The sequence below is a fragment of the Fibrella arboris genome, from assembly GCF_041321095.1.
GTDB classification, from domain to species: domain Bacteria; phylum Bacteroidota; class Bacteroidia; order Cytophagales; family Spirosomataceae; genus Fibrella; species Fibrella arboris.
The window spans coordinates 134006-155726 of record NZ_JBGGWE010000008.1; the positions used below are offsets into that span (position 1 = coordinate 134006).

Below are 21721 nucleotides of genomic sequence, written 5' to 3' on the forward strand. Positions count from 1 at the left end.
CCTTATCCCAGGAATTGGCGGAGATAATTCCGGGCGGTGAGAATAGCGGTTTGTACGTCGTCGGCAGACCCTTCATAGGCTTTATCTTCTACCTCAATGCAAACGGGCCCCCGATACCGAACGTCGGTGAGGGCGGCAAAGAACGCATTCCAGCGCACGTCGCCGAGGCCGGGGAGCTTTGGCGAGTGGTACTCCAGCGGATTGGCCATGATGCCCACCCGGTCGAGGCGGTCGCGGTAAAGTTTTACGTCTTTCAGGTGAATATGGTGCAACCGGTCGCGGTAGTCGTAGATGGGCCGCACCTCATCCATCATTTGCCAGACTAAATGGCTGGGGTCATAATTAAGCCCCAGTATCCGTGATGGAATAATCTCGAAGAGCCGATCCCAGATGGCGGGTGTTGTGGCGATGTTTTTACCGCCGGGCCATTCATCGTAGCTGAACCACATCGGGCAATTCTCGATGCCGATCTTCACGTTGTTTTCTTCGGCCACCTTCACAATCGCAGGCCAGTGCTGGGCGACCAGTTTCAGATTATCCGGTACGTTCAGCGCGGAATTCCGACCAATGAACGTATTGACCACCGGCACGTTCAGCCTGGCCGCCGCCCGGATCATCTTCTTGATGTGCTCGCGGTAAAATTCGGCCTGTTCAGCGTTGGCATCCAATGGGTTCGGGTAGTAGCCCAGGCCGGAGATGTAAACGCCATACTGCTGGCAAAGTGTCTGCACGTACATTACATCCAGGTTGTCGACATCAATATGCGTGACGCCTGCGTACCGGCGCGCGTCGGCATTTCCCGAGGGCCAGCACATCAGTTCGACGCACTTGAACCCATGTTCTGAGGCGAATTTGAGCGTTGAGTTCAGATCATAGTCGGCCAGGATGGCCGAGACAAAACCAAGGTGTAACATAGGTACGTTGGGTTTACTAAGTGGTTGCCGGGTGAGTAAAGTAGCCTGCCTGGCAGTTGCTTCTGCGCGTCTGCAAATGGCAAATTTACAGTCATTCTACTTTTCAGGCTGCCCCTATTCTTCTCGATACAGGGGCTAATGTAGTAGCCTAAGCAGCCAATTACCCGCCATTCCTTCGTTAATCAGCGTGGGGCGGCTGTCGTTTCTAGCCGCAGCCTATCAGGACAGGGCTGTTCTGATAGGCTGCTACGTGGCCGTAGGGTGGTTTTGTCGGCTGTCTGTCGTAGCCTGAGTTGACTGTGCAAACTTATCCAGCCAGACTGTGTTGAGTAATCGACGATGCGCTGGTTGTCGCGTCTACTTCATCGCTACGGGCCAATTAAGGTCACTTTCATAAAAACGCACGGAATCCGTGCGGACCTGCCTACAGCCTCTCAACGTTTAGAAAACCATGCCTAACATTGCTTTAGTCGTTGGTGCCAGTGGCATCACTGGTAGCAACCTCGCTCATGAACTGATCAGTCAGGGATGGGTAACCTACGGGTTGGCCCGTAGGCCGAACCAGGATATACCAAACATATACCCTATTGCCGCCGACCTGCTTAACCCAGATAGCCTACAGGCTGCTTTGGCCGACTTAGCGCCAACGCATGTGTTTTTTACAAGCTGGATGCGCAACGAGACAGAGGCCGAGAATATCCGGGTCAATAGCACCATGGTTCGCAATCTGCTGGATGTGCTGAGACCCAAGCGGTCGGTACAGCACGTGGCGCTGGTTACGGGGTTGAAGCATTACCTGGGGCCATTTGACGCTTATGCTAAAGATGGTTTTTTGCCTCAAACGCCCGTCCGGGAAGAACACCCCCGCCTGGCTATCGAAAATTTCTACTATGCACAGGAAGATGAGGTCTATGCGGCCGCCGAACGGGATGGCTTTAGCTGGAGCGTTCATCGCCCGCATACCGTAATCGGAAAAGCGGTAGGCAACATGATGAACATGGGCACCACCCTGGCTGTGTACGCCACGCTTTGTCAGCAGACCGGGCGACCCTTCCGCTGGCCGGGTTCCAAGGCGCAGTGGGAAGGGCTCTCTGACGTGACCGACGCCCGCGTGCTGGCCAGGCACCTCATTTGGGCCGCTACAACCGAAGCGGCCCATAACGAAGCGTTTAACGTGGTCAACGGCGATGTCTTCCGGTGGAGTTGGCTGTGGAAACAACTGGCTGATTTCTTTGGCCTTGAATCTGTTGGCTACGAGGGGGCTATTCACCCGCTGGACACTGAAATGGCCAATGACGGCCCACGCTGGCAGGAAATCGCCAGTCGTTACCAACTGATCGAACCGAATCTGATGCGTTTGGCCTCGGCCTGGCACACCGATCTTGATTTAGGACGCCCCATTGAAGTAATGACGGATATGTCGAAAAGCCGTAAGCTGGGCTTTATGGTCTACCAGCCTACCAGGGAGTCCTTTTTCGACTTGTTCGAGCAACTGCGGGCAGATCGGGTGATTCCTGCGCAGATCGACCGTTAATCGTAGTCTGACAGCGAGTTAGTGTATTGACTGACAAGCTATCAAGGTTTTGGTAGACTAGGGACCTTAGTTAACGGAGAGCGATATGAACCGCAATGTACAGGTTGGCACTTGTGGCCTTAGCGGCTCAAAAGCTGAGTATGCCAGGCAATTTTCTTGTGTTGAGATTCAACAAACCTTTTACCAGCCGCCTCAGCTGGGTACGTTGGCCCGCTGGCGTAACGAGGTGCTGGCCAACTTTGAGTTTACCCTCAAAGCCTGGCAACTCATTACGCATTCGGCCAAAAGCCCCACCTACAAACGGCTGAGGCGGCAACTCACAACGGCGGAGCAACAAGCGGCCGGGTCTTTCAAGCCGACCACCCTCGTTGATGAGGCCTGGCATACTACATTGGCCTGTGCTCAGGCAGTAAAGGCCAAAGCAATCCTGTTTCAATGCCCGGCCAGTTTTACCCAGACGCCGGAGAATGTCCGGCGTCTGGTCCATTTCTTTTCCCGCATTGACCGAAATGGGGTAAAATGCTGCTGGGAACCGCGTGGCCCCTGGGACAATGAGCTGCTGAGCGACCTGTGTGAAGACCTGTCTCTGTGGCATGTGGTCGATCCGTTTGTCCGTAAGACGATGACACCAGACCGGTGCTATTTTCGGTTGCATGGGCGGCAGGATTGGCGGTACCAATATGAGCCATCCGAGCTAGTCGATTTAGCCGAGTTACTGCCAACGCAACAGGCTGGGTACGTCTTCTTCAACAATAGCTCTATGAAACAGGATGCTTTAGCCTTTAAACGGCAGCTCGATGCAGCCGCTTCGTAAAATTTGCTTTCGACTGTCGTGTCTCAACAGATTACTTATCGATGAAGACAACACCAGGTCAACGCGTCATAGTGAAACGATCGCTGAAGAAAACCCAGTGTTCAGCAGGCGGGGCAACAGATGCCGCGTGGGTCGATCAGCTATATCGACGGGGCCACCGGCAGCCAAATCGGCCGGATGATGGCGTTGGGTATCGGAGGCATGACAGGCAACAAGCGTTTCCTGCAGTCGGTCATAGACGTTGACGCAAGGCACAAACGGTCTGGGTTCTTCCAGAAGTAAGAGATACCCTAATAGCCTTTTGCCTCACTGGTACCGGCTAGCGGGCGGTGGCTACCGTCGCCATAACGCTGGTAAGCCTCCTGCATGATGGCCGCCGTGGCCGAAGCACCAAGACGCGAAACACCCATGGCTTTCACCTGCAGCAAGCCATCGAGGGTACGAACGCCGCCCGCCGCCTTTACCCGGACGTTCGGCCCCACATGATCGAGCATCAGTTGCAAATGGGGCAGGGTAGCCCCCTGGTAGGAATACGTACCGTCGGCACCTTTCACAAAGCCATACCCCGTTGAGGTTTTGACAAACTCGACACCTACCTCGGTGCAGATCGCACAGAGTTTGATGATGAAACGGTCATCGGGCAGGAAATCATTCTCGAAAATCACTTTGAGAATGGCGCCCTGAGCCAAACAGGCCTCATGAACGGCCAGGATCTCATGCTGAACGTAATGAAAATCGGCGCCCAGCACTTTGCCGATGTTCACGACCATGTCGATCTCGACGGCTCCGTCGCGGCAGGCCTGTATGGTTTCCGCTACTTTAATGGCAGTCGTTGAATTGCCCGCCGGAAAGCCGATAACCGTTCCAACCAGCACGTCGGAGCCTGCCAGGAGTTCGGCGGCCAGCGGTACGGCGTAAGGCTTGATACAGACCGACGCCACATCGTAGTGTAGCGCTACAGCGCAGCCTTCGCGCAGTTCGGCGTCGGTCAGCGTTGGGTGTAGCAGCGAATGGTCGATCATCTTCGCCAGTTCACGGATCAGGGTTGGGTTGGTAGCCATTGAGTTCTCCATCGAGGTTAATTGAATCCCATGACGGTCCGTACGCGATCAATCGTTTTCGCCGCCACGGCACGGGCTTTTTCTTCTCCTGCCCGTAGCTCCCGCTCAAGCTCCGGGTTACCCTCGGCCATGAGCTCGGTAAAGCGTTCCCGTTCAGTGGCGAAGCGTTCGATGATCAATTCATACAGCTCTTTTTTGGCATGACCATAGCCATAGCCCCCCGCTTCGTATTGCTGCCGCAGGGTGGCTATCTGCTCCTCGGTAGCCAGGAGCGAGTAAAGTTGGAAAGTAATATCAGTGTCCGGGTTTTTGGGCGCTTCCAACGGCGTTGAATCCGACAAAATCTTTTTAACGACTTTGTAGAGGTCATTGGCGGGCAAAAAGATGTCGATGTAGTTGTTGTACGACTTGCTCATCTTGGCCCCGTCGATTCCCGGTATCGTCATGATCTTTGAGTCGATGCGGGCTTCGGGCATCACGAACACGTCCGCGTTGTAATGTCGGTTTACGGCACCGGCAATGTCGCGGGCCATCTCCAGATGCTGACGCTGATCTTTCCCCACGGGAACCAGTTCGGCATCATAGAGCAGAATATCGGCCGTTTGCAACACTGGGTACGTGAACAGACCGGCATTGGCCGCCGACGGCATCTTTTCCAGCTTGTCTTTATACGACGTGGCGTTTTCCAGCATCGCCATGGGCGTGAAGCAGTTCAGGTACCAGGCCAATTCGGTATGTTCCGGCACCCGCGACTGGCGCCAGAGCGTATTCCTGACGGTATCGTAGCCGAAGGCCAGCCAGGTGGCGGCAATGGCCCGCACAAACTCGCGACGGGTGTTGCCTTCCCGCAGCGTAGTCAGCGAATGCAGATCGGCGATAAATAAAAACGACTCGTTATTCGCTTGTTGCGATAATTGTACGGCCGGTAAAATGGCCCCCAAAATATTCCCCAGATGCGGCCGTCCACTACTCTGGATACCCGTTAATATTCTTGACATGATGTTGACTGGTACGCGAAGGTCACGGATTGACTGGATGTACACGAATAGAGACTGGATGAAATCAGTGCCAATCCTGTTTGAGCCGCAAAATCTGCGTATACTTTGGGTTATTTACCTTGTGCTTCCACAACGGCGATGGCTACCATGTTAACGATTTCGCGCTCCGACGAGCCTAACTGTAATACGTGTACCGGTTTGTGTAACCCCAGCAGAATGGGGCCAATCGCGTCGGCTCCACCCACCTCCGACATGAGGTTATACGCAATGTTGCTGGCCGACAGGTTCGGGAAGATAAGCGTATTCGCTCCTTCTTCGATCAGTTTGCTGAACGGATGGTTCTGTTTCAGCAGCTCCGTGTCGAAGGCAAGGTGGGCCTGAATTTCACCGTCAACGATCATGTCGGGGTATTTTGCCTGGAGTAGCGCAACCGCTTTACTCATTTTCAGCGCATCGTCGCCCGCTGCCGAGCCAAAGTTTGAGTACGTAACCAGGCCGATGCGCGGCTTGATGTTGAATTGCTCAACGGCCCGTGCGGTTAATTCCGTAATCTCAACAATCTCTTCGGCCGTAGGGTTGAAATTAACGGTCGTATCCGAGAAAAACAGGGGCCCCCGTTTGGTCATCAGAATGTACATACCGGCCACTTTCTTCACGCCGTCCTGCTTGCCAATAATCTGTAGCGCTGGTCGGATCGTGTCGGGATAATTACGGGTAAGGCCTGAAATCAGAGCGTCGGCTTCGCCAGTTTCGACCATCATGGCCCCGAAATAATTCCGGTAGTACATCAGCTTACGGGCTTCGCGGGGGTTCAGTCCTTTCCGCTGGCGCTTCTGGAAGAACACATCAGCAAACCGGCCGATCAGCGCATCCTGCTCCGGCGAACGCGGGTCCAGAATGGGCGTGTCGCCCAGGTCCAGGCTGTTCTGCTCGATCATCTGCCGGATCATTGCCGTTTCGCCGAGCAGAATTGGCTGGGCAATGCCTTCGTCACGTACCTGCTGGGCGGCTTTCAGCACCTTCAGGTTCTCGGCATCGGCAAATACAACCCGCTTCGGGTTACTCTTGGCCTTGTTCAGGATTACCCGCGAGATACGATTATCCTGCCCCAACCGGCGGGCCAGTTGATGTTCATACGCTTCCCAGTCGGTGATGGGCTGTTTGGCAACCCCCGAATCCATAGCCGCTTTCGCCACGGCAGGAGCTACGGTCACCAGCAGGCGGGGGTCAACGGGTTTCGGAATGATGTATGTTCGGCTGAACATCAGGTTGTCGGTGCTGTAGGCCATGTTCACCAGGTCGGGCACCGGCTTTTTGGCTAGTTCGGCCAGGGCCAGCGTAGCCGCCAGTTTCATGGCCTCGTTGATCTCCGTAGCCCGTACGTCGAGCGCCCCCCGGAAAATGTAGGGAAAGCCCAGTACATTGTTTACCTGATTGGGGTAATCTGACCGGCCCGTTGCCATGATCAGGTCGGGGCGGGCCGCCATCGCCTCTTCGTAGCTGATCTCGGGCGTTGGGTTGGCCATGGCAAACACGATCGGATTGCCGGCCATGCTCTGCACCATTGCCTGACTCACCACATTGCCTTTAGACAGCCCAATGAACACGTCGGCTCCGGCAAAGGCGGCCTCCAGACTTGGTAGGTCGCGGCTGGTAGCGAACATCGCTTTACGCACGTCGAGATCAGCCCGGTCTGCCCGGATTGGTCCTTTTGAGTCGCACATGACAATGTTTTCGATCCGGGCACCCAGCGCCACGTAATGTTTGGTGCAGGAGATAGCGGATGCCCCGGCTCCGTTGACCACTATTTTAACGTCGGCGATCTGCTTGCCAACCAATTCAAGCGCGTTGAGCAGGGCGGCCCCGGAGATGATCGCCGTGCCATGCTGGTCATCGTGCATGATCGGGATATTCAACTCCCGTTTCAGTCGTTCTTCGATCTCAAAACATTCAGGTGCTTTGATGTCTTCCAGGTTGACCCCGCCAAACGTAGGCTCCAGGATCTTGACCGTTCTGACAAACTCATCCACATCGTTTGTGTTCAATTCGAGGTCAAACACATCAATGTCGGCGTAAATTTTGAAGAGCAGGCCCTTGCCTTCCATGACCGGTTTACCAGCCTCGGGGCCAATATTGCCTAGACCCAACACGGCGGTTCCGTTCGAGATCACGGCCACCAGGTTGCCTTTAGCAGTATACTTATATACATCCTCGAGCCGATCGGCAATGGCCAGACAGGGTTCGGCAACGCCCGGCGAATAAGCCAGCGTTAAGTCGCGTTGCGTACTGTAGGGTTTGGTGGGAATGACTTCCAGCTTGCCGGGACGGCCGTTGGCGTGGTAGTCGAGGGCGTCTTCGCGCCTGATTTTCTGTTGCATAAGAGGAATTTGCCGCTGGGAGCGCCTAATGTTCCAGCGTTTATGGGGCCGCTAAACTACAAAACAGCCGTTGGCTAGCCTACAAAATAGACAGTCCTGTCGGGCCTGGTCGGGCGAAAGCAGGTAGGTGGAGGAATGTAATTAGTATACACTAGATCGTTGGCCAATAGCCGGTTTAGCAGTAGGCTGTCTTTTCTGATTAGAGCCGTGAAACGCTGCCTGTCCAGTGAGCGGAGCAAGTTGTGCCGGGGTGATTGTCCGAGGCAAACCGCCAGTAACAGAAAAATAAGTAGACAGCCAGAACGTGGAAGCATGCTGGGGGGATGGTCGTGCTTAAATCCTGATGGTAAAGATGTGGCCATTGGCGAAAAGAGTTATCCACCTTTTTCGCCAATGGCCACGATGCACTACACGTTTACGTTTTGGTTATTCCCACTCAATCGTCGCGGGTGGTTTCGACGAAATATCATACACGACCCGGTTCACTCCTTTTACTTTATTGATGATCTCGTTCGAGATGTCGGCCAGAAACGAGTAGGGGAGGTGTGCCCAGTCGGCCGTCATGCCGTCTACGCTGGTTACAGCGCGGAGTGCTACCACACGCTCGTAGGTACGTTCGTCGCCCATCACGCCAACGCTCTGGATAGGCAGGAGCATGGCACCTGCCTGCCACACCTGGTCGTAGAGCCCTTCGCGTTTCAACCCATTGATAAACAGAGCGTCCACTTCCTGAAGAATCGCCACTTTTTCGGGGGTGATATCGCCCAGGATCCGAATAGCCAGCCCCGGGCCGGGGAAAGGATGACGGCCCAGAATGAACTCGGGAAGCCCCATTGACCGACCAACAGCCCGTACCTCGTCTTTAAACAGGGTGTTGAGCGGTTCAACCACTTTCAGCTTCATGAAATCGGGAAGCCCCCCTACGTTATGGTGCGATTTGATCGTAGCCGAAGGGCCCTTCACCGACACGGACTCGATCACGTCGGGGTAGATCGTTCCCTGGCCCAGCCAGCTGACGTCTTCGATCAGGTGCGACTCCTGATCGAAGACGTCGATGAATGTTTTGCCAATGGCTTTCCGTTTCGCTTCAGGGTCGGTAAGGCCGGCTAGAGAATGGTAAAACTGTTCCTGTGCATTTACACCTTTCACGTTGAGGCCCAGTGTTTTATAGCTGTCCAGTACGCCCTGAAATTCGTCTTTCCGGAGCAGGCCATTGTCAACGAAAATACAGTACAGGTTTGGTCCGATTGCCCGGTGAATGAGCATGGCCGCTACCGACGAGTCGACACCGCCCGAAAGGCCAAGAACGACCTTGTCATCACCTAGTTTAGCTTTCAGGTCAGCTACGGTGGTATCCACGAACGAGTCGGCGGTCCAGCTTTGTGAGCAGCCACAAATGTCGACCACAAAGTTGTGTAGCACTTGTTTCCCCTGTAACGAATGAGTTACCTCGGGGTGAAACTGAATGCCAAAGGTTTCTTCGTCACGTACCTGGAAAGCCGCCACCCGAACGGTTTCTGTTGAAGCGATCACCTCGAAATTGTCGGGTATCTGCGTAATCGTGTCACCGTGTGACATCCAGACCTGCGAATGCTGGTCGATGCCCTTCATCAGCCGACTGGCAGCGTCTATGGTGCCGAGCCGAGCCCGGCCATATTCACGGATGGAGGAGGGGTGTACTTCGCCACCGCTGCTTTGTGCCAGTAACTGAGCGCCATAGCAGACACCCAGTACGGGCAATTTATGGCGGAACGTAGCCATATGAATGGTGGGGGCGTCGCTGTCTCGAACGGAACACGGACTGCCCGACAGGATTACGCCTTTAACGTCGGGAGAGACAGGAGGAAGGTTGTTGTAGGGATGTATCTCACAATACACATTCAGTTCACGTACCCGGCGGGCAATCAATTGGGTGAACTGTGAACCAAAATCGATAATCAGAATCTGTTCGGTGGCCATCGTTAGTTTCTAAAGCACAAAGTTACATCAAATTGCCCCACCAGCCGAAAAGGGCCTGATTATTGAACCTTAGGATTACAGTGGGCAACTCATTTCTCTCGCTACACTACCGGAAATGAGCTGCCTAATTGCCTGATTACTAGAGTCAGGACCCTTAGTCTAACGTTTCACTCAAACCATTATGAAAATCATGACGTCCGAATCATTCTTTGATGCCCTGTCGATGCCATTCCCCAAAAGTGTGGAAAAAAATACCCCATCGAGCAACAACCAGAAGTTATTGATTCCGTTTTTCGACCGTAAGCGTACTGTCTCCGTCGACGAAATTGTTCGGCTTGAAGGGTCAGGCAATTACACCAATTTCTACCTGAAAGACGGCACTAAAATGCTGGTCTCCAGGACATTGAAAGAATACGAAACACTGCTCGACGGCCAGGCCTTTGTCCGTGTGCACAAGTCATGCATTGTCAACCTAAGCTTTGTACGTAAGTTTTTTGTTAAAAAGGAAGGTGAACTCGAATTGTCTGATGGTCAGCAGGTGAAAATTTCGCGCCGTCGTGCCCAGATGTTTGTGGATCGCATCCGTGACTACAGCCCTGCCTTGGTAAACTAGATTCTACTCTACTCTTCGTCAGCGAACTTACCCGAACCGGGTCAGCGTAGTTATAGCTACGCTGACCCGGTTTTTTGCGTATCAACAAGAGCACTACCGTTTGATAAACTATACGTATAACTACGTGATCGTGCGGGGAAATTCACGTAAAAAAGGACTACAACAATTGTATAAATATCTGTAGATCAATTGATTAGAAAAATAAATCAGGTTTGTGTGAAAAAAGGCTTTTTTAGGAAACGGTAGGAGACCTGTAGTTTTGAACCAGTCAAACATAGTATTACTAACCACTCCTATTAAATACCCAGAACTTATGGAAGCTAAATTTCTAACACCGCCAACGCCATCCGTAACGCCTCATTACCCTGCTTCGTACACTCGTAACGCCCAGCGGATCGCTCTTCCGTATTTAAACCGTACGGTGATGGTTTCCGTTGACGATATCGTTTGTCTGGAAGGAGAGGGAAACTATACCTTTATACACACCCGTGATCGCCGGAAATACCTGGTGTCGAAGACGCTGAAAGAGTTTGAGAAAACGCTCGACAACAGCATCTTCATTCGTATTCACAAATCGAATATCATCAATCTGGCTTATGTCCAGCACGGTGTGTTTGCGCGTGATCGCATCATCCGCATGGCCGACAATCGGGAGGTGACTATTTCGCGTCGCCGGATGCGGGAAATTACCCAACTCATGAATCAATATCAGGAGCACCTGAACTAGATAGATTTTAGGCCGAAGATCCGTTCCTGCCGCCACTGATAACTTATGTGCTGGCAACAATCCCCAACCTGGTTACGCTTTATTCAAAAAGCCCGCCTCAAAGATGCTGAGGCGGGTTTTTTTAGGCCGTAAAACTAGTTGGCAACCTACCTGGCCAATCAGAAGATTTTATAGGCCAGGGTAATCTGCCATGATTTAGCCCGTTGACTGAAACTGCCGCCATTGGTGTTTACCTGCGCCACGTCGGACAGGTTACCCTGGTAACGCACATCAAGGCCGAGACTGCCCAGATCAAGCCCACCACCGATCTGATAGCCGTACCAGGCTTTAGACCAGGCGTCATTCAACGTACCTGTAGTATATTGTTTGAGCGCGTCGCTTAGACCGGCGTTGTTGTCGACCCGGAACGAAGCCATCGGGCCAACCATGAACCGCAGAGGGCCACCTTTGAGGCCCAGCAATACCGGTACGTCGAAGCTGGTGGTTTTGATCGTAACGTTTTCTGTTACGCCATTCCTAACCACGTCGAACTGTCCTTCCTGCGTGGTATACATCAACTCGGGCTGAAGAAACAGGTTTTTACCAAATCGGGTATAAATGCCAAAAGACGTGCCCGTGCGGCTTTTGTAGCTGTCGGAGATATTATTTCGCAGTGTTTGCCCATTCACATCGACAGTGGGCGAACCGTTCCCATTCGTGCCAGTGCTGACAAACTCGCCGAATGTAAGTCTTGAGAGATTGACTCCTCCTTTAACGCCAATTTGGAAACCCTGCGCATACGTAAGCGCGGGTAAAACGGCAATGGCGAGGCCGAATAGGATTTTCTTCATGGAAGCGATAGTGGTCTTCATGGAATACAGCAGATTAACGGGAATACAACTACAGACAGGTCAAAAATCAACTATTTCTGAGCCAACGGCGTTGTTTTAGTATAGGATGAACGGGTAGCAAGGATCGTTCCGGTCGTGTTCATGAACCACGCACGTACCATACATTGCCTGTTGTTGACCTTTGATTAACGACTGCACCGACCGTTTAATGCCTTTGTGAAAAAATGTTAATTGTTCTTCCGTAACTGTTCACTGAATAACTCCCGTGGCGAAAATAAAGACCTCGTACTTCTGTCAGAGTTGTGGCCATCAATCACCAAAATGGCTGGGCCGTTGCCCGGTCTGCGGCGAATGGAACACCATCGTTGAAGAGGTCGTGCAGAAAGACGAGCCTGATAAAGGTGGCTGGCGCGTAACAGCTGGCCCGGCCAAAATTGCGGCGAAACCCAAAGCCATTCACGCGATCAACTACGAAGAGCAGCCCCGCACGCTCACGGTCGATGCGGAGTTGAACCGCGTGTTGGGTGGTGGCATTGTGCCCGGCTCACTGGTGCTGATTGGGGGTGAACCCGGCATTGGTAAATCAACGCTCTTACTGCAGATTGCCCTGAGCCTGACCGGTATGCGGGTGCTTTATATCTCCGGCGAAGAAAGCGAACAGCAGATCAAGATGCGGGCTGAGCGACTCGAAACGCCAACCAGCGACTGCCACATCATGACCGAGACGTCGACGCAGAACATTTTCCGGGTGGTGGAGCATTTCGAGCCGGAGGTACTGATCGTCGATTCCATTCAGACCATGCAATCGTCGCTGGTTGAGTCGGGGGCGGGTAGCGTATCGCAGGTACGTGAGTGCACCGCCGAATTCATGAAATACGCCAAAGAGTCGGGTGTGCCGGTATTCATGATCGGTCATATCACGAAGGAAGGATCACTGGCTGGCCCCAAAGTGCTGGAGCACATGGTCGATACTGTGCTGACCTTTGAAGGCGACCGCCACACTACCTACCGCATTCTGCGCACGACCAAGAACCGGTTTGGCAGTACGTCTGAGCTGGGTATTTACGAAATGCAGGGCAGCGGTCTACGACAGGTGTCGAATCCGTCAGAAATCCTGATCTCGCAACGCGACGAAGCGCTGAGCGGCGTCGCGATTGGGTCCATGATGGAAGGGAATCGGCCGTTGATGATCGAGATTCAGGCGCTGGTCGGCGTGAGCACCTATGGAACGCCCCAACGGAGCAGCACCGGATACGATAACAAGCGCCTTCAGATGTTGCTGGCTGTACTTGAAAAACGGGGCGGTTTCCGGTTAGGCCAGCAGGATGTGTTTTTGAACGTAGCCGGTGGGCTGCGCGTCGAAGATCCGGCGATTGATCTGGCCGTATGCGCGGCCATTGTGTCGAGCTACGAAGATATTGCCATTCCCACTACCGTGGCTTTCGCGGCGGAGGTCGGGCTTGGTGGTGAGGTACGTGCCGTTAGCCGCATTGAAGCCCGCATAGCGGAAGCACAAAAACTTGGTTTCAAGCAGATTTACGTCTCGAAGTACAACTTGAAAGGGCTGGATGCCAGTCAGTTCAACATTGTGATCCGCCCGGTTGCGAAACTGGATGAAGTATTTCAGGGGGTGCTGATGTAAATTTAAGTTTACTGTCTTCTGTCTTCTGTTACTCCGCTTGAGCCTGGGTACGTTCCTTGGCAGAGCAACTGAGGACAGAAGACTGTAATTGGAAGCTGTCAAACCATTTTCTGCCCACTGAGTTAGGCTTGTTGTAATGTATTCTATAGGAATTATGGACAATACGCAAAACAACAACCTTCCTAACGGACAGTCGGGGCATCAGCAGGAACAGACCGCGGTGCCTGAAACCACGTTTGGTGCTACTGGTCTGCAGCCGCAGGATCAGCCCACCGATCAAACCCTGACCACGCGCCAGGGTCATCCGCTGACGCACAACCAGAATGTTCGGACAATTGGTAACAGAGGGCCAACCACCCTCGAAAACTACCCGTTTCTGGAAAAAATCTCGCACTTCGACCGGGAGCGCATTCCAGAGCGGGTCGTGCACGCCAGGGGCGCTGGCGCTCATGGTGTTTTTGAAGCCTATGGCACGGTAGGCAACGAGCCGGTATCAAAATATACCCGGGCTAAACTGTTTCAACAGAGAGGCAGGCAGACGCCCGTTTTCGTGCGTTTTTCGACCGTCATTCATGGGGGACATTCGCCCGAGACGTTACGCGATCCCCGTGGTTTCGCCGTGAAGTTTTATACCGAAGACGGCAACTGGGATTTGGTCGGCAATAACCTGAAAGTGTTTTTTATCCGGGATGCCATGAAATTCCCGGACCTGGTACACGCGTTCAAACCCGATCCGCTAACAAACCGGCAGGATGGTGGACGTATTTTTGATTTTATCAGCAATACGCCCGACGCCATGCACATGATCACGTTCCTGTTTTCGCCCTGGGGCATTCCGGCCAACTACCGGCAGATGCAGGGGTCGGGCGTGAACACCTACAAATGGGTAAATGAAGAAGGGAACGCGGTGCTGGTGAAATATCACTGGGAACCGAAACAGGGCATAAAGAACCTGACTCAACCAGAAGCGGAGCAGATTCAGGCGAAGAATTTCAACCACGCCACGCAGGATCTGTACGATGCTATTGAAGCGGGTAACTTCCCTCAGTGGGAACTGCTGGTACAGATCATGAGCGATGACGAACATCCCGAGCTGGACTTTGATCCGCTGGATGATACGAAGCTCTGGCCGCCCGATACATTCCCCTGGCTACCAGTGGGTATGATGACGCTGAACAAGAACCCCGAAAATTACTTCCACGAAGTGGAACAGGTCGCCTTCGGGACCGGCGTACTGGTTGATGGGCTGGATTTCTCGGACGATAAAATGCTTCAGGGCCGCACGTTCTCGTATTCAGATACGCAACGCTACCGAGTTGGTACCAACTACCTGCAGTTGCCGATCAATGCGCCGAAAAAACACGTGGCAACCAATCAGCGCGACGGGCAAATGGCCTATCGGGTCGATACGGCGCCGGGCCAAAACCTGCACGTCAACTACGAGCCATCGTCGATGAATGGACTAACGGAGGCGCCGAAGAAGGGCACCGAGCACCAGCCTTATAGTGCCGGTAACCTGATGCGTTCACCAATTGACCGGACTAACAATTTCCAGCAGGCAGGCGAACGATATCGTACATTTGAGGATTGGGAACGTGATGACCTGATCAATAACCTGGTTGGTGCGCTGTCGGGTGCCATCCCATCGGTTCAGCATAAAATGGTGGAACTCTTCACGAAGTGTGACGAAGACTACGGTCGGCGCGTGCGTGAAGGGCTGGACAAGCTGTCGTCTGGCAACGGACAGGCCAACTTGAAAGCGGGCCACGAGGCCGTTCAACAAGCCGAAGAAAAGGCGCACGAAGCCCAGGCTTATTAACTAAACCTGGCGGGTTGAGCCATTGACTCAACCCGCCATTTATCTATACACACTATGACATTTTCGTCGACTCGACCAGAAGACCTTCTCTTTGATGCCGCCCGTCGGGGTGATACAACGTACCTGACCGAACTGATTGACAGCGGTGTCGATGTGAACACACAGAATGGGAAAGGCTTTACGCCGCTAATCATCGCCACGTATGACGGGCAGCAGGAAGCCGCTACCCTTTTACTGGCGGCTGGTGCCGATGTAAACGTGCAGGACGTCACGGGCAATACAGCTTTGATGGGCGTCAGCTTCAAGGGCTACCCCGACATTGCCCGCCTGCTCATTGAGCACGGGGCTGACCTGAACAGCCAGAATGGCAATGGGGGAACAGCGCTGATGTTTGCCACGCTTTTTGGCCGGAACAGGTTGGTTCAACTGCTGCTGGAAGCAGGTGCCGATACGACCCTTCGGGATGTTCGGGGCCTGACAGCTTACGACCTGGCTATTCAGCAGGGCAACGAAGAAGCTGTACAGTTATTCAATGAATGGAAAGAGTAGCTAGACCCTGGAAAACTTGTCACTCAGGCATGCGTACCTAGTTTTCAATACTTGGTCATTCCTGACAAAAAACGTCTCATCGCGCACGGGTAACACACCTGCACCTAATGGCTAGGGACGTACCTGTTCAGACCCCTAAGTGCTTACCCTGTTTATGTTGACTGGCTACCGTATTGACCTCCGCAAACCCCAGCGTAACTTGGTCAGGCTTTGTGGCGGTCGAAGCATCAAGTCCATAACTGCATCTGGCTACGGATACACCGGGTAGGCTATCGCCGGTTGGTATAGCTGATTCCCATTATGTTGGCACGGGTAGCCGACTCGCGTCCGGTAAAGCCGACGGTCGCAGAGGGGGCATAGTTGTACTCGAAATCAGTGTAGCGATCACCCTCCCGTAGCGCTTCGCCCGTTGGTTTATACACGGCCGTGACTTTGTAGTGGCCCGTAGCAATGTTTTCACGGCCGCTACATAATCGCCAACGGACCTACGCCTCCTCCGTCTGAAGCTGCTTGTCGTATAGCTCACGGTAAATGCCTCCGAGCGCCATCAGTTCATCATGAGTGCCCTGTTCTTTGATTTCGCCATCATCGAGCACAATAATCTTGTCGGCCAATTTAGCTGACGATACCCGGTGTGAGATGATTACCGACGTGCGATCGGCCATGATGCGGCGCAGGTTGTTCAGAATGATGTTTTCCGTATTGGTATCGACCGCCGACAGGCAATCATCCAGAATCAGGATTTTTGGGTCACGGGCAATGGCGCGGGCGATGCTCAGCCGTTGCTTCTGCCCGCCTGACAGCGTAATGCCGCGTTCGCCGATACGCGTCTCGAATCCTTCCGGAAACGACGAAATATTATCCGTCAGGTCTGCCTCATCCACCGCGCGCAATACCCGGTCCTGGGGCATGTCGGGTTTGCCGAACCGCACATTATTACTGATCGTATCGGAGAACAGGAACACATCCTGGGGAACATAGCCCATCTGCCCGCGCAGATGACCCAGGTTGTAGTCACGGATAGGGATGTTGTCGATCCTGATTTCGCCAGACGACGTGTCGTACATCCGCATCATCAGGTTGGCCAGCGTGCTTTTCCCGGAGCCGGTAGTTCCCAGAATAGCCACTGATTCGCCAGCCTGTACGTCCATCGAGAAATCGTTCAGGGCCACAATCCCGGTGTCTGGATACACAAATCGAACGTGGTCGAACGTGAGGCGCCCGGTAATCTCCCGGCTAATGTCTTTAAGGGACACCAGCGTTGTTTTCACCGCCATAAATTCGTTGATCCGTTGTTGCGATGCCGCCGCTCGTTGCGTCTGACTGGTGGTCCAGCCAAGAGCCATAACGGGCCAGGTAAGCATGTTGACGTAGAGAATAAACTCAGTGATGTTTCCTGCCGTTAACCGTCCGGCCAAGACTTCCTGCCCACCGACGTAAACAACCAGCACGTTACTCAGGCCAATCAGCAGCACAGACATGGGTTGCCAGAGGGCATCTACCAGCGTAAGGCGGAGCGATTTTTCCTGGTATTTATTGGCTTCTCCTTCAAAATTTTTAACCGAATTCTCTTCCTGCACAAAGGCTTTCAAGACCCGGATACCCGAAAAAGCCTCCTGCACGTATGTACTCATCTGCGATAAGGCCCGCTGTATCTCTTCCGAACGCCGGATCACGATACTTTCAACCAGATAAATACCGATTGACAGGATAGGTAGTGGAAGCAGCACATAAATGGTGAGCCGAACGTTGATGCTGAGCATATAGCCGATGACCAGGATAAACAGAATAAGCAGATTCATTCCGTACATGATGCTGGGACCCGCATACATGCGCACCTTGCCCACATCTTCGGAGATACGGGCCATGAGGTCGCCCGTATTATGCTGGCGGAAGAAGGCCAGAGGCAGGGTTTGGTACTGGTCGTAGATATCGTTTTTCAGATCGTACTCAATATGCCGCGACATGACGATCAGCGTTTGCCGTACCAGGAACAAAAAGAAGCCCTTCAGCAGGGCCAGCGCCAGAATGAGCAGGCCGTAGAGTGTGATCGTGAAGGCAAAAATATCGTAGAGATCGGGTTGCAGCGACGTACCTGCGTAGAGGTAGTAGATGTCGAGCGTCTCCCGAACCAGGTCCAGGGCATAGCGCACCAGCTGTGCCGGAAAGATGCCGAAGAGGTTAGAAATAAACGTGAAGACGATGCCCCAGATCAGGTACCACTTGTAGCGGGCAAGGTATTTATTCAGATGCGCCAGGGCACGTATAGTTTCCACAAAAAATCAGGTACGTTCAAACTGGTCAACGCGTAAACGGCCCGGTTGGGTTCGCCAGATAAATGGTACGCGGATCGAATAGAGGCAAAACGATTGGCGCAGAGTAGGATCATAAACGGATTGAGCTACATCCAGGCATCCGTGCCAATCAGTTCAATTCCTTGAAACAGCGTATGCGTACGATCCGTGTTGATCGCTTTAAATCCATTCAATTCGTGCGCCATTTACGAAAAAGCTGTACTTTTGCACCCGATTTCACAATTGTTCTTTTTCATCCCGGTAGTTCCAGACGGTTTTAGGCGGCTCTATGTTAAGCAGGCGATTACTCCGAATTAAGGTTATGCAGACGCTTTATGCGCTTCGGCAGGCCATACACTCCAATAAACAACTCGCCCTCGACGGCATCAACGACCAATTTCAACCCGATCTAAACTCCATGAAGCCGCAGAACAAGCGGCAACTGGAAGGCTACCGGAAACTCGCATCACTGCTTTTCGAAGAGGCCCTGAAAGCGGGACAGACCGCGCAGGATGATGATGCCCCCAAGTCGGTACTCGACGCGGCCAATTCTGCCCTGGTTTATTATCAGAATCGCTACCGTAAAGACCAGCAGTTTCTTTCGGGCCGTTTGCTGGAGGCGGTAAAAGATATTTACAGCGATTACCTCCGTATTTTACAATTATTGGTCGAGTATGGCCACATGTCGCGCCTTGACAGGGAGCGGGTCTTCCCGGACCCCGACGAAACCCCATTCGTCTATGAATCTGATTTAAGTCAGAATATAGTGATTAGCGCCCTGGCGGCGCATCAGCCCTTACAGACCGAGTTAGTGCGCAGAGGCATTACCTGGGCCGATGATCTGGCATTTATTCGGAAAACGTACCGGGAGGTGCTGAAAACCGACGACACAGTTATTGCCTACTGTTTGAAGCACGACCACACGCCCGACGAAGACCAGCAGCTGGTGCAGTACCTGTTACGGCAGCTGATCCTCAAAAAGGATACCATCAGGGATTACCTGGCCGAAATAGACCTGGCCTGGGCCGAAAACAGTGAGGTAGTACGGGGCATGGCTATTCGCACCCTGAAATCCACGCAGGCCATTACCGGGCTGACACTGGAACAACTCACCGACGACTGGGAGGCCGATGAGCATTTCCTGAACGAGCTATTCAATAACGCCATCCAGCGCGACGGCGACTTTGAACAGTTACTGGGCGATCAGTTAAAAAACTGGGAAGTTGACCGCGTGGCTATTCTGGATCTGATTATCATGAAACTGGCTGTCTGCGAAATGCTTACGTTTCCAGGCATTCCGGTCAAAGTAACAATTAACGAATACATCGACATGGCAAAGGCGTATAGCACACCCAAAAGCGGTACCTTTGTCAATGGAATTTTAGATAACTTGTCGGCCAAATTAACCGCCGACGGTTCGCTCCGAAAGAGTGGCCGTGGGTTGATCGATAACAAATAAATAGGGAGCTGCCGTTTTGAGCGGAAGGCTGGGTAACCCGGCAACGTACCTGCGGTAAGTGCACGAACTAACTACTAACGTAATGAGCAGATCAGGACGTGATTTGGCGTTTTTCCTGACCGGAATTGCCACAGGGGCTATCATTGGCCTGTTGTATGCCCCCGAGAAAGGGGAAATAACCCGCGATCGGTTGTCGTACCGATTGTCGAAATATCGGGAGCAACTCGAACAGCTACTGACCGAGTTGATGAATTCAACCGAATTGCCGGAAAACTTCCAGAAATCGGAAGGTCAGCGCGTTGTCAATGATGCGCGCGAGAAGGCCGAACGGCTGCTGGAAGATGTAGACCGGCTGATGGCTCAGATTAAACAGCAGGGTGCTTAAGCAGCCATAACCATGAGAGATTCACTGAATCGGATCTGCCTGTTGGCAGCAGTTAGCTTAACCTTACTTGGTCAGAGTAGCTGTAGTAATCGTCGTGATACCAATGGCCAGCCGGTTGGCGAGCAGAATGCCGTTGCCGGTAAAGGAGCCAAAATTGAGTTCCTTGAAACCGGAATTCATGATTTTGGGCAGATCACGGAGGGTGACACCGTTGAACACCTCTATAAGTTTGTCAATAAAGGCGAACTGCCGCTGGTGATCAATAACATCACAGCTTCCTGCGGATGCACTACCCCCGATTGGCCCCGTGAGCCGGTAGCGCCCGGCCAGGAGTCAGCGGTTCGTGTACGGTTCAACAGCCGTGGAAAACAGGGCGAACAGCGGAAAACCGTTACCGTTTACGCCAACACCCAGCCCACAATGACCGATATTGAATTTAAGGTGATGGTCAACCCAAAGCCCGATTCAGTTAAAACAGCTAAGTAAGCACGTCAACCACCGGCCCGTTGCCGCCCATGTTGGGTAGTAACGGGCTTTTCTTCCCCCCAAACAATGCATACAGTATTGGCACAAGCCACCAGTCAGATTCCACAGGGAGTATTCACATTTGCTCTCTGGGGCGGCGTTTTGGCGGTCATGTATTTCTTCATGATCCGACCACAGCAGAAAAAAGCGAAAGACCAGAAAAACTTCGTCAGTAGCATGAAAAAAGGCGATTCAGTGGTTACCATTGGCGGACTGCACGGCAAAATCGCCTCGGTAGAAGCCACCACGGTAACACTGGAAGTTGACCGGGGCACAAAGCTGACCTTCGAAAAATCAGCTATTTCACGCGAGGCTACCGTAAAGCCAGAAGCTGACAAGGCGTAATATTCACTCCAGACATATTTTTAAGTGGCAGTTGACAGTAGCCAGTTGGGCGAACTTACTACTTCTGATGAGCGCAGTTCTATGATGAATGCTGAAGCCAACGTACCCAAGCAGCCATTTAATCCAGGAAAGTGGTTGATCTGTTTTGTCGGAGCTGGTTTATTCTGGATCATGAACGCATTGAACAAAGAAGGCTATTCACTGAATGTAGAGTACCCGGTTCATTTTCAGTTTAACGAGGCTTCGTACATTCCCACCACAGTGCTGCCCCGTACTGTCAAAGTCAACGTATCGGGTGATGGCTGGGATTTGCTGCGGCTATCGTGGCTGCCTTTTCGTACTGATCCGGTAAACTATCAGGTCAACAATCCACTGCAAGCCTCAATCATCAATACGTCGGCTATGACAGCGGCGTTGGCCGAACAGGTGAAGAGCCTGAAAGTGAACTATGTAGTGGCTGATACGCTCGAGATGAGTTTCGACCATCGAATGACTAAAACCATCCGGCTCATCCCCGATAGTACCCATATTGATTTGCTTCCCCGCTATGTAGTGTCGAGTGTCATTAACCTCACCCCGTCTACAATCAGCGTGCAGGGGCCTGCGCATTTGTTGAGGGGGTTCAGCGATACATTGGTCGTAAAGATCCCGGGTCGCCGAATTGCTGGCAACTACGACGAAGAGCTGCCCATCAACGCCTATAAGCACCCGCTTGTACAGCGTAGTTCCGACAAGGTATTTGTCAGTTTTGAAGTTGGGGAGCTGCTGTCGCCGCTGCCTGCGCCGGCAAAAGCGGGCAATCGATAAGACTGGTTCGTTACCGGAAGGAAGGGCCGCCACTGCAAAATGGCGGCCCTTTTTTTAGCGGGCCCATT

The 21721-nt window shown here is 52.9% G+C and carries 20 protein-coding genes; 12 read left to right on the plus strand and 8 right to left on the minus strand.

From position 1 onward, the window contains the following. Nucleotides 1-2 precede the first annotated feature (2 nt). Nucleotides 3-914: a sugar phosphate isomerase/epimerase family protein gene (locus ACAW75_RS15635; RefSeq protein WP_370729668.1), complete on the minus strand. Its 912-nt coding sequence runs from the start codon at nt 912-914 to the stop codon at nt 3-5. Nucleotides 915-1365: 451 nt separating this feature from the next. On the opposite strand from ACAW75_RS15635, the gene ACAW75_RS15640 reads away from it, so the two are divergent. Further along, the gene (locus ACAW75_RS15640) at nt 1366-2448 is read left to right on the plus strand and encodes an SDR family oxidoreductase (protein WP_370729669.1); all 1083 of its coding nucleotides are present in this window, start codon (nt 1366-1368) and stop codon (nt 2446-2448) included. Between the two features lie 85 nt (nt 2449-2533). Continuing rightward, nucleotides 2534-3262 carry a DUF72 domain-containing protein gene (locus tag ACAW75_RS15645; protein ID WP_370729670.1) on the plus strand — a complete coding sequence of 243 codons (729 nt, stop codon included), beginning with the start codon at nt 2534-2536 and terminating at the stop codon, nt 3260-3262. 290 nt (nt 3263-3552) lie between these two features. On the opposite strand, the gene deoC is transcribed toward ACAW75_RS15645, so the two are convergent. The 4 genes from deoC to guaA all read right to left on the minus strand — a co-directional run bounded on the left by deoC (nt 3553) and on the right by guaA (nt 9658). Next, complete coding sequence (gene deoC / locus ACAW75_RS15650; protein ID WP_370729671.1) at nt 3553-4335, minus strand: deoxyribose-phosphate aldolase; 783 nt, start codon at nt 4333-4335, stop codon at nt 3553-3555. 5 nt (nt 4336-4340) lie between these two features. Further along, on the minus strand, nt 4341-5321 hold the full coding sequence (trpS, locus tag ACAW75_RS15655) for a tryptophan--tRNA ligase (RefSeq protein ID WP_370729672.1): 981 nt from the start codon (nt 5319-5321) through the stop codon (nt 4341-4343). Nucleotides 5322-5431: 110 nt separating this feature from the next. Next, nucleotides 5432-7699 carry an NADP-dependent malic enzyme gene (locus tag ACAW75_RS15660; protein WP_370729673.1) on the minus strand — a complete coding sequence of 756 codons (2268 nt, stop codon included), beginning with the start codon at nt 7697-7699 and terminating at the stop codon, nt 5432-5434. A 426-nt stretch (nt 7700-8125) separates the two neighbouring features. Then, nucleotides 8126-9658, minus strand: coding sequence for a glutamine-hydrolyzing GMP synthase (guaA, locus tag ACAW75_RS15665; protein WP_370729674.1), 1533 nt, complete (start codon nt 9656-9658; stop codon nt 8126-8128). Nucleotides 9659-9839: 181 nt separating this feature from the next. Here guaA and ACAW75_RS15670 point away from each other — a divergent pair, with 181 nt between their 5' ends. Both ACAW75_RS15670 and ACAW75_RS15675 read left to right on the plus strand, forming a co-directional pair. Next, nucleotides 9840-10271 (plus strand): LytR/AlgR family response regulator transcription factor, encoded by a 432-nt coding sequence (locus tag ACAW75_RS15670; RefSeq protein ID WP_370729675.1) that lies wholly within the window; start codon nt 9840-9842, stop codon nt 10269-10271. A 313-nt stretch (nt 10272-10584) separates the two neighbouring features. After that, nucleotides 10585-10998, plus strand: a complete 414-nt coding sequence (locus tag ACAW75_RS15675) for a LytR/AlgR family response regulator transcription factor (protein ID WP_370729676.1) — start codon at nt 10585-10587, stop codon at nt 10996-10998. A gap of 158 nt (nt 10999-11156) precedes the next feature. Here ACAW75_RS15675 and ACAW75_RS15680 read toward each other — a convergent pair whose 3' ends face one another. Next, nucleotides 11157-11828 (minus strand): outer membrane beta-barrel protein, encoded by a 672-nt coding sequence (locus ACAW75_RS15680; RefSeq protein WP_370729795.1) that lies wholly within the window; start codon nt 11826-11828, stop codon nt 11157-11159. A gap of 265 nt (nt 11829-12093) precedes the next feature. Here ACAW75_RS15680 and radA point away from each other — a divergent pair, with 265 nt between their 5' ends. From radA to ACAW75_RS15695, 3 genes are all read left to right on the plus strand, one after another. Beyond that, nucleotides 12094-13470, plus strand: a complete 1377-nt coding sequence (gene radA, locus ACAW75_RS15685) for a DNA repair protein RadA (RefSeq protein WP_370729677.1) — start codon at nt 12094-12096, stop codon at nt 13468-13470. 154 nt (nt 13471-13624) lie between these two features. Beyond that, nucleotides 13625-15289 carry a catalase gene (locus ACAW75_RS15690; protein WP_370729678.1) on the plus strand — a complete coding sequence of 555 codons (1665 nt, stop codon included), beginning with the start codon at nt 13625-13627 and terminating at the stop codon, nt 15287-15289. A gap of 54 nt (nt 15290-15343) precedes the next feature. After that, on the plus strand, nt 15344-15838 hold the full coding sequence (locus ACAW75_RS15695; RefSeq protein ID WP_370729679.1) for an ankyrin repeat domain-containing protein: 495 nt from the start codon (nt 15344-15346) through the stop codon (nt 15836-15838). A gap of 269 nt (nt 15839-16107) precedes the next feature. Here ACAW75_RS15695 and ACAW75_RS15700 read toward each other — a convergent pair whose 3' ends face one another. Then, the gene (locus ACAW75_RS15700) at nt 16108-16260 is read right to left on the minus strand and encodes a hypothetical protein (RefSeq protein ID WP_370729680.1); all 153 of its coding nucleotides are present in this window, start codon (nt 16258-16260) and stop codon (nt 16108-16110) included. Nucleotides 16261-16323: 63 nt separating this feature from the next. Next, a complete protein-coding gene (locus ACAW75_RS15705; RefSeq protein ID WP_370729796.1) occupies nt 16324-18105 on the minus strand; it encodes an ABC transporter ATP-binding protein in 1782 nt (593 codons plus the stop codon). A 349-nt stretch (nt 18106-18454) separates the two neighbouring features. On the opposite strand from ACAW75_RS15705, the gene nusB reads away from it, so the two are divergent. From nusB to ACAW75_RS15730, 5 genes are all read left to right on the plus strand, one after another. Continuing rightward, nucleotides 18455-19591 carry a transcription antitermination factor NusB gene (gene nusB / locus ACAW75_RS15710; protein ID WP_370729681.1) on the plus strand — a complete coding sequence of 379 codons (1137 nt, stop codon included), beginning with the start codon at nt 18455-18457 and terminating at the stop codon, nt 19589-19591. 82 nt (nt 19592-19673) lie between these two features. After that, on the plus strand, nt 19674-19976 hold the full coding sequence (locus ACAW75_RS15715; protein WP_370729682.1) for a YtxH domain-containing protein: 303 nt from the start codon (nt 19674-19676) through the stop codon (nt 19974-19976). 12 nt (nt 19977-19988) lie between these two features. Next, on the plus strand, nt 19989-20462 hold the full coding sequence (locus tag ACAW75_RS15720; protein WP_370729683.1) for a DUF1573 domain-containing protein: 474 nt from the start codon (nt 19989-19991) through the stop codon (nt 20460-20462). Between the two features lie 66 nt (nt 20463-20528). After that, a complete protein-coding gene (gene yajC, locus ACAW75_RS15725; protein ID WP_370729684.1) occupies nt 20529-20846 on the plus strand; it encodes a preprotein translocase subunit YajC in 318 nt (105 codons plus the stop codon). 81 nt (nt 20847-20927) lie between these two features. Next, nucleotides 20928-21653 carry a YbbR-like domain-containing protein gene (locus ACAW75_RS15730; protein WP_370729685.1) on the plus strand — a complete coding sequence of 242 codons (726 nt, stop codon included), beginning with the start codon at nt 20928-20930 and terminating at the stop codon, nt 21651-21653. The last annotated feature ends 68 nt before the right edge of the window (nt 21654-21721 follow it).

Bases quoted from the DNA above. Each gene is read 5' to 3' on its own strand.
- ACAW75_RS15635 (WP_370729668.1), bottom strand. From the start codon at position 914: ATGTTACACCTTGGTTTTGTCTCGGCCATCCTGGCCGACTATGATCTG.
- ACAW75_RS15640 (WP_370729669.1), top strand. From the start codon at position 1,366: ATGCCTAACATTGCTTTAGTCGTTGGTGCCAGTGGCATCACTGGTAGC.
- ACAW75_RS15645 (WP_370729670.1), top strand. From the start codon at position 2,534: ATGAACCGCAATGTACAGGTTGGCACTTGTGGCCTTAGCGGCTCAAAA.
- deoC (WP_370729671.1), bottom strand. From the start codon at position 4,335: ATGGAGAACTCAATGGCTACCAACCCAACCCTGATCCGTGAACTGGCG.
- trpS (WP_370729672.1), bottom strand. From the start codon at position 5,321: ATGTCAAGAATATTAACGGGTATCCAGAGTAGTGGACGGCCGCATCTG.
- ACAW75_RS15660 (WP_370729673.1), bottom strand. From the start codon at position 7,699: ATGCAACAGAAAATCAGGCGCGAAGACGCCCTCGACTACCACGCCAAC.
- guaA (WP_370729674.1), bottom strand. From the start codon at position 9,658: ATGGCCACCGAACAGATTCTGATTATCGATTTTGGTTCACAGTTCACC.
- ACAW75_RS15670 (WP_370729675.1), top strand. From the start codon at position 9,840: ATGAAAATCATGACGTCCGAATCATTCTTTGATGCCCTGTCGATGCCA.
- ACAW75_RS15675 (WP_370729676.1), top strand. From the start codon at position 10,585: ATGGAAGCTAAATTTCTAACACCGCCAACGCCATCCGTAACGCCTCAT.
- ACAW75_RS15680 (WP_370729795.1), bottom strand. From the start codon at position 11,828: ATGAAGAAAATCCTATTCGGCCTCGCCATTGCCGTTTTACCCGCGCTT.
- ACAW75_RS15690 (WP_370729678.1), top strand. From the start codon at position 13,625: ATGGACAATACGCAAAACAACAACCTTCCTAACGGACAGTCGGGGCAT.
- ACAW75_RS15695 (WP_370729679.1), top strand. From the start codon at position 15,344: ATGACATTTTCGTCGACTCGACCAGAAGACCTTCTCTTTGATGCCGCC.
- nusB (WP_370729681.1), top strand. From the start codon at position 18,455: ATGCAGACGCTTTATGCGCTTCGGCAGGCCATACACTCCAATAAACAA.
- ACAW75_RS15715 (WP_370729682.1), top strand. From the start codon at position 19,674: ATGAGCAGATCAGGACGTGATTTGGCGTTTTTCCTGACCGGAATTGCC.
- ACAW75_RS15720 (WP_370729683.1), top strand. From the start codon at position 19,989: ATGAGAGATTCACTGAATCGGATCTGCCTGTTGGCAGCAGTTAGCTTA.
- yajC (WP_370729684.1), top strand. From the start codon at position 20,529: ATGCATACAGTATTGGCACAAGCCACCAGTCAGATTCCACAGGGAGTA.
- ACAW75_RS15730 (WP_370729685.1), top strand. From the start codon at position 20,928: ATGATGAATGCTGAAGCCAACGTACCCAAGCAGCCATTTAATCCAGGA.